Raw genomic sequence first — 6,759 nt, 5'->3', positions numbered from 1 at the left:
GTCGAGCCGCTCGGCCGTGCTCGCGGGCGCCGCCGCGCTGTTCGTCGCTATCGTCGTGGTGTCCGCGGTGCTCGCGCTCGGCTCCGGCGACAAGGGCAAGGCGGGGGAGAAGGTCGGCGACCCGAGCCACCAGCCGCAGCAGTCCGGCGACGTGCCCAGCATGTCGGTGCCGTCGCGGCACGCGCCGACCCGGCAGGCCCCCGACACGTCCTACAGCCCGTCCCCGACGACGACCGGGTCGGCGCCCGAGAGCCCCTACCCGTCGGACTCGCCCACGTCGACGCCGACGTCCCCGGGCGACCCGTCGCCCACGCACACCACCCACAGCCCCGACCCCACCTCGAGCCCGACCACGGGGCCGACCGACCCCGGCACGCCCACGGACGACCCGGGCAGCCCGCCCGCCGGCACCGGCACGGGCAGCGGCACCGGCACCGGCTGACACCCGAGCCCGCCCCCAAGGCCTCCGCCCGAGCCCGCCCCCCAAGCCGCCCGAGCCCGCCCCCATGCCCGCCGCCAGGGCGCCCGAGCGTGGCCCCGAGCCGGTCGGGGCTTGCGCCGGAATCGGCGCCGGGCGCCCCGGCCCACCGCCGCAACCGGCGTCCGGACGGCGTCCCCGCCACCGGCGCGCGCCCGCGGACCGGCGCCCCGCACGGACTTCGGCGATCTTCGGGCGGGCGCCCCGCGCCGCCTGGCAGGGTGGGCAAAGCCACGCTGACCTCGCGGACTGGCAGGTCGGCTTTGGGGGATTTCCCTGATTTACTGGCGCAAGTGAGCGGCGCCACAACGAGGTGGCGAAGTTTCTCTAGGGAGTGTTGTTGGTGATGGGCGGCAGGCTCGATCAGGCGAAGGACGATCTGCTCCGGAGGGCGGCGGAGACGTGCGCCCAGCGGCCGGGGGCGCGTTCGGCGGGGGACGTCGAGGAGTCCGCCGCCTACCTCCGGCTCTACTACCGTCACGTGGCCTCGGAAGACCTCCTCGCCCGCGACCCCGCCGACATCTGCGGGCCCGCGATGGCGCACCGGGCGCTCGGCGAGGAACGGCCGCAGGGCCGCGCGAAGGTGCGCGTGTTCACCCCGACGGTCGAGGAGTACGGCTGGGACCCCGGCCACACCGTCGTCCAGGTCGTCACCGACGACATGCCGTTCCTGGTCGACTCCGTCACGATGGAGCTGACCCGGCACCAGCTCGCCACCCACCTGATCGTGCACCCGCTGCTCGGGGTCGACCGCGACGTCGCGGGACATCTGCGGGCGTTCCGCGGCAAGCATGACAGCCCGTCCGACATCGACGAGTCCTGGATCCACATCGAGGTGGACCGCACCAGCGACCGCGCGCTGCTGGACCGGTTGGAGAAGGACCTGGTCCGCGTATTGCAGGACGTGCGGGTCGCGGTCGAGGACGAGCCGAAGATGCGGGCCCGCGCGGTCGAGATCGCCGCGTCGATCCGCGACGCCGCGCCGCCGCTGCCGGACAAGGAGCTCGCCGAGGGCGTCGAGCTGCTGGAATGGCTCGCCGACGGGCACTTCACCTTCCTCGGCTACCGCGACTACACGCTCGTCGACGACGGGCAGACCTCGGCCGCCGCCGTCGAGGACCACGCCAAGCTCGGCCTGCGCCCCGAGCCCGGCACCGGCCTCGGCATCCTGCGCAACGACAAGCGGGAGTCCGACAGCTTCGCGGCGCTGCCGCCGGAGGTCCGCGAGAAGGCCACCGAGAAGCGGCTGCTGATCCTGACGAAGGCGAACTCGCGCTCCACCGTCCACCGCGGCCTGTACCTGGACTACATCGGCGTCAAGAAGTTCGACGAGGACGGCGAGGTCATCGGCGAGCGCCGGTTCCTCGGGCTGTTCACGCACGTCGCCTACAGCGAGTCGATCGCGCACGTCCCCGTCCTGAAGCGCAAGCTCGACGAGGTGCTGGAGCGCGCCGGGTTCACCCCCGACAGCTACGACGGCCAGGACCTCATCGAGATCCTGGAGAGCTACCCCCGCGACGAGCTGTTCCAGATCTCCGTCGACGACCTGCTCGGGATCTCGCTCGGCGTGCTGCGGCTGCGCGAGCGCCGCCAGCTGAAGCTGTTCCTGCGCAAGGACCTGTACGGCCGGTTCATGTCGTGCATGGTGTACCTGCCGCGGGACCGCTACACCACCAAGATCCGGCTGCGCATCCAGGAGATCCTGCGCCGCGCGTTCGAGGGCGTCAGCGTCGACTACAGCGCGAACGTGACCGAGTCGCTGCTGGCCCGCCTGCACGTGGTGGTGCGCGGCGAGCGGGGCCGCCCGCTGCCGGACGTGGACGTCGACGGGCTGGAGGACCGGCTCGCCGCCGCGACCCGCTCGTGGGAGGACGACCTCGCCGACGCGATCGTGGAGCAGTGCGGCGAGGAGCGGTCCGGGACGCTCGCGCGCCGCTACGGCGACGCGTTCCCCGACGGGTACAAGGCCGACTTCCCGGCCCGCACCGCGGTCGCCGACCTGCGCTTCCTCGACGACCTCACCGACGAGGACGACACCTCCATCAACCTGTACGAGCCGTTCAGCGCCGAGCCCGGCGAGCGGCGGCTGAAGATCTACCGGCGGGGCGAGCCGATCTCGCTGTCGCGGGTGCTGCCGCTGCTGCAGAACATGGGCGTGGAGGTCGTCGACGAGCGCCCGTACGAGGTCAACACCTCCGACGGGCAGCGGTACTGGGTCTACGACCTGGGGCTGCGGTACGCGCCGCCAGGGGACGTCCCGGAGGAGGCCATCAAGGGCCTGTTCCAGGACGCGTTCACCGCGCTGTGGCAGGGCCGCATCGAGAACGACGGGTTCAACGCGCTCGTCCTGCACGTCGGGCTGAACTGGTGGCAGGCGATGATCCTGCGCGCCTACGCCCTGTACCTGCGGCAGACCGGGACGACGTTCTCCAAGCGGTACATCGAGCAGGTGCTGCTGCGGAACGCCGCGATCACCCGGCTGCTGGTGCGGCTGTGGGAGAGCCGCCTCGACCCGGGGCTGGCCGGCGGCGAGGAGGAGCGCAGCCTCGCCATCATCGAGGAGCTGAACGGGATGCTCGACGAGGTCGCGAGCCTCGACGAGGACCGCATCCTGCGCGCCTACCTCGCGCTCGTCCAGGCGACGCTGCGGACGAACCACTACCAGCACAAGCCCTACCTGTCGATGAAGTTCGACCCGGAGGGCATCCCGGATCTGCCGCAGCCGCGCCCCACCTACGAGATCTTCGTGTACTCGCCGAAGGTGGAGGGCGTGCACCTGCGGTTCGGGTCCGTCGCGCGCGGCGGGCTGCGCTGGTCGGACCGCCGCGAGGACTTCCGCACCGAGATCCTCGGCCTGGTCAAGGCGCAGGCGGTGAAGAACACCGTCATCGTCCCGGCGGGCGCGAAGGGCGGGTTCGTCGGCAAGCAGCTGCCCGACCCGTCCGTCGACCGGGAGGCGTGGCAGCAGGCCGGCATCGCCTGCTACAAGGACTTCATCTCCGGGCTCCTCGACGTCACCGACAACCTGGTGGACGGCAAGGTCGTCCCGCCGCCGAACGTCGTCCGCCACGACGGCGACGACACCTACCTGGTGGTCGCGGCCGACAAGGGCACCGCGACGTTCTCCGACATCGCCAACGGCGTCGCCGCCGAGTACGGGTTCTGGCTCGGCGACGCGTTCGCGTCCGGCGGGTCCGTCGGCTACGACCACAAGGCGATGGGCATCACCGCGCGCGGCGCGTGGGAGTCGGTGAAGTACCACTTCCGGTCGCTCGGCAAGGACGTCCAGCGGGAGGACTTCACCGTCGTCGGCATCGGCGACATGTCCGGCGACGTGTTCGGCAACGGGATGCTGCTGTCGGAGCACATCAAGCTGGTCTGCGCGTTCGACCACCGGCACATCTTCCTCGACCCCGACCCGGACCCGGCGGTCTCGTTCGCCGAGCGGCGCCGGATGTTCGAGCTGCCGCGCAGCACCTGGGCCGACTACGACACCTCGCTGATCTCCAAGGGCGGCGGCATACACCCCCGCGCCGCCAAGTCGATCCGGATCACCCCGCAGGTGCGGGCGGCGCTCGGCATCGACGACTCGGTGAAGGCCATGGCGCCATACGAGCTGATCAGCGCCGCGCTGAAGGCGCCGGTCGACCTGCTGTGGAACGGCGGCATCGGCACCTACGTCAAGGCGTCGGTGGAGAACAACGCCGACGTCGGCGACAAGGCCAACGACCTGCTGCGGGTGAACGGCGACGAGCTGCGCTGCAAGGTCATCGGCGAGGGCGGCAACCTCGGCATGACCCAGCTCGGCCGGATCGAGTTCGCCCGCAACGGCGGGCTGGTGAACACCGACTTCATCGACAACTCCGCCGGCGTCGACACCTCCGACCACGAGGTCAACATCAAGATCCTGCTCGACCAGGTCGTGCGGGACGGGGAGCTGACCCGCAAGCAGCGCGACACGCTGCTCTACGAGATGACCGACGAGGTCGCGCGGCTGGTGCTGCCCGACAACTACGCGCAGAACGTGGTGCTCGCCGCGTCCCGCGCGCAGGCGCCCTCGATGCTGCACGTCCACGCCCGGTACATGCGCAAGCTGGAGCGGGACGGGCGGCTGAAGCGGCGGCTGGAGTTCCTGCCGGAGGACAAGGCGATCGCGGAGCGGCGGCAGTCCGGGCTCGGGCTGACCAGCCCGGAGTTCTCGGTGCTGCTCGCCTACTCCAAGCTGACCCTCGACCACGAGATCATCGCCTCCGACCTGCCCGACGACCCGTACCTGGAGTCGTGGCTGGTCGACTACTTCCCGACGCCGCTGCGCGAGCGGTTCCAGCCGTACATGGACCGGCACCCGCTGCGCCGCGAGATCATCACCACGGCGGTGGTGAACGACCTGGTCAACAACAGCGGCACCACGTTCGTGTTCCGGATGAACGAGGAGACGGGGGCGTCGTCGTCGGACATCGCCCGCGCCTACCTGGTGGCCCGCGAGGTGTTCCAGATGCCGCGGTTCTGGCGGTCGGTGGAGCGGCTGTCGCACCAGGTCGCCGAGTCGACGCAGATCGCGATGCTGCTGGAGGCGCGCAAGCTCACCGAGCGCGGCGCCCGCTGGCTGCTGCACAACCGGCGTCCCCCGTTCGACATCCGGGAGACGATCGACTTCTTCGGCGCCGGCGCGACCACGCTCACCTCGCAGCTGCCGAAGCTGCTCGTCGGCCTGGACCTGCAGGCGTTCGAGCAGCGCCGGGACGGCTTCGCCGAGCGGGGCGTGCCGGACGAGCTGGCCGAGCAGTGCGCGATGCTGGTCACCGCGTACTCGACGTTCGACCTGGTCGGCATCGCGCACGAGTCGGGCCGTCCGGTGGAGGAGGTCGCCGAGGTCTACTTCGACCTGGCGGACCGGCTGCAGCTGGCCCGACTGCGCGACCGGGTCGTGGCGCTGCCGCGCGACGACCGGTGGCGGTCCATGGCCCGTTCCGCGCTCCGCGACGACCTGTACGCCGCGCACGCCGCGCTCACCCGCGACGTGCTGGTGACGAGCGAGCCGGGCGGGGAGCCCGAGGTGCGGATGGCGCACTGGGCGGAGAAGAACAAGACCGCGGTGCAGCGCGCCCAGCAGACGCTCAGCGAGATCTGGGAGAGCGACAGTTTCGACCTGGCGACGCTGTCGGTCGCGCTCGGCTCGATCCGCACCCTGGTGACGGCCAGCTCCCTCCCGTCCACCGAAGCCTGACCCCGCGGCGGCGCCGCCCTCATCGGCCGCGATGAGGGCGGCACGCCGCGGTTCGGCGGTCAGCGGGCGGTGGTGAGGGAGACGGACTCGCCGAGGACGCGGCCCTTGCCGGACGGCGGGGCGTAGCCGATCACGAGCCACTGCCAGGACGCGCGGACGGTCCCGCCCGGCTTCCGGCCGTCCTTGGCGAGGTGGTCGCGGACGTCGGCGGGCAGGCCGGACTCGGTGCCGCCGGTGAGCGTCGCGTCCTGCGTCAGCCCGTACCAGACGAGGGAGCCGCCGTCGCCGGTCCGCAGCGCGTACGACGGGCCCGGGCCGGGCGCGAACCGGCCCGGCGTCACCGTCCAGTCGCCCTGCTCGGCCTTGCGGGCGTTCGCGGAGAACGCGTCCGGCATCAGCCCGGTGGCGTCGCCCTTGGCCAGGTAGTTCGCGTGCGCGGCGGGCAGGCCCCGGTCGGGCGCGGGGATCGCGTAGCCCTCGGCGTCATAGGCGAGGTCGGGGGCACCGCCCTGGAAGGTGAGCCAGTGCGCGGCGCGCCAGCCGTCCTTGGCGCCCGTCTTCACGAACACGCCGAGGACCTGCTGGTCCTTGCCGTCCGAGCGTTCCAGCGCGGCGATCCCGAACCATTTCGGGTACGCGGAGCGGCGCGGCACGTACAGCACCGGGTTCGCCAGGGAGATCGTCGCCGTCTCTGGCAGCTTGCCGTAGGTGCGGACGCGAGCGGTGACCGGGGCGGCGAGGGCGCCCGTCACGGTGTCGCGCCAGAGCTTCTCGTCGCCGGACGTGATGGCCTTGTTGTGCCGGTCCGTCCAGTCGCGCAGCACCTTCAGGGACTCGTCCGCGCCGACCGCCGGGGACCCCGCGGGCGCGGCAGCGGCCGTCCCGCCGGCCGAGCCGCCGCCGGAGCAGGCCCCGGTGAGGACGGCGGAACCGGCCATGACCAGGGCCACGGCCCTCCGGGGCGCTCGGCGCACTTCCCACCTCGGCGGACGGAATGTCGAGTATGTCGCGCCAGTGTAGAAGAACGCGGTGCCCCGCCGGGTGCCGCGCGCCG

At 72.1% G+C, this 6,759-nt stretch carries 2 protein-coding genes and 1 pseudogene; 2 read left to right on the top strand and 1 reads right to left on the bottom strand.

The genetic code is table 11. The features are described 5' to 3' along the window. Positions 1-442: pseudogene (locus F9B16_RS50925) on the top strand (hypothetical protein); the annotation flags it as partial. Positions 443-824: 382 nt separating this feature from the next. Further along, positions 825-5,705 (top strand): NAD-glutamate dehydrogenase, encoded by a 4,881-nt coding sequence (locus tag F9B16_RS18205; protein WP_151541276.1) that lies wholly within the window; start codon positions 825-827, stop codon positions 5,703-5,705. A gap of 59 nt (positions 5,706-5,764) precedes the next feature. Here F9B16_RS18205 and F9B16_RS18200 read toward each other — a convergent pair whose 3' ends face one another. Then, complete coding sequence (locus F9B16_RS18200; RefSeq protein ID WP_151541275.1) at positions 5,765-6,655, bottom strand: hypothetical protein; 891 nt, start codon at positions 6,653-6,655, stop codon at positions 5,765-5,767. Positions 6,656-6,759 lie beyond the last annotated feature (104 nt).

The sequence above is a fragment of the Actinomadura montaniterrae genome, assembly GCF_008923365.1.
Taxonomy (GTDB): Bacteria; Actinomycetota; Actinomycetes; order Streptosporangiales; family Streptosporangiaceae; genus Spirillospora; species Spirillospora montaniterrae.
The sequence above is the reverse complement of the archived record's forward strand: the minus strand, read 5'-3'. Positions and strand labels throughout refer to the sequence as shown.

Coding starts and splice junctions, on each gene's coding strand:
- F9B16_RS18205 (WP_151541276.1), top strand. CDS start 825: ATGGGCGGCAGGCTCGATCAGGCGAAGGACGATCTGCTCCGGAGGGCG.